This window comes from Cecembia lonarensis LW9, assembly GCF_000298295.1.
GTDB lineage: Bacteria > Bacteroidota > Bacteroidia > Cytophagales > Cyclobacteriaceae > Cecembia > Cecembia lonarensis.
The window spans coordinates 1-698 of sequence record NZ_AMGM01000292.1 but is presented as its reverse complement, the minus strand read 5'-3'; the positions used below and the strand labels follow the sequence as shown (position 1 = coordinate 698).

At 52.1% G+C, this 698-nt stretch carries 1 protein-coding gene; it reads right to left on the bottom strand.

Features of this window, described 5'->3' with window-relative positions; all coding sequences use genetic code 11:
- Positions 1–698, bottom strand: a 698-nt coding sequence (locus tag B879_RS21370; protein WP_040401635.1) for a transposase, incomplete at both ends; no start/stop codon positions are given.

Sequence of the window (698 nt, the reverse complement as noted above, 5' to 3'; positions counted from 1 at the left end):
CGGCTGTTTTTCGTCTTCGGGGGCTGAAGTTGAGCCACTTCTTCAGGTTATAGGCACAGGCTCCCATCACCATCTTTTTGTGGGCGGATTCCAGGCCCCGGGTGTTGATTTTGGACAGGCCCAGGTAATTGATCAGCGTGCCCAGCACGGGCTCTACCGTTGACTGCCGCTTTTTCTTCATCCACTCAGCATGTCTTGAGTTCATCCGTTCTTTGGCTCGTTCGTATTCTTCCCGGTAGTAGGTGATGTCGATCTTTTTTTCCTGTTGTTTTTTACCCAGACAGCTTTTCTTAAGGGGACAGTCTTTGCAATCGGCTCTTGTGGTGAAGTACTGGCGCTGCAGGCTGTCCTGAGCGGAGAACTTGATGGTGCGAAAAGTGGCTTTCTTTCCCTGAGGACAGATCCAGCAGTCTTCATCTCTGTCATAGACAAAGCCTTTGGGCCCTCCTTTGTAGGCATCCGATACCGGAATGTAGGCCCGGATGGCTTCTTTTTCCAGAAAGGCATAGTTTTCTCCCGAGCTATAGGCTCCATCGGCCAGCACTGATCTCACGCCAAGGCCCAGGCTCAGGAGCCTTTGACAAGCTGCAGTCACTACTCCTTGCAGGCACTGACTATCTTTCTGGTCAGCCAGCTCTGCCTGGGTATGGACAATGACATGATGGGCGGTATCCACACTGAGTTGGTCAAGGTAGCAG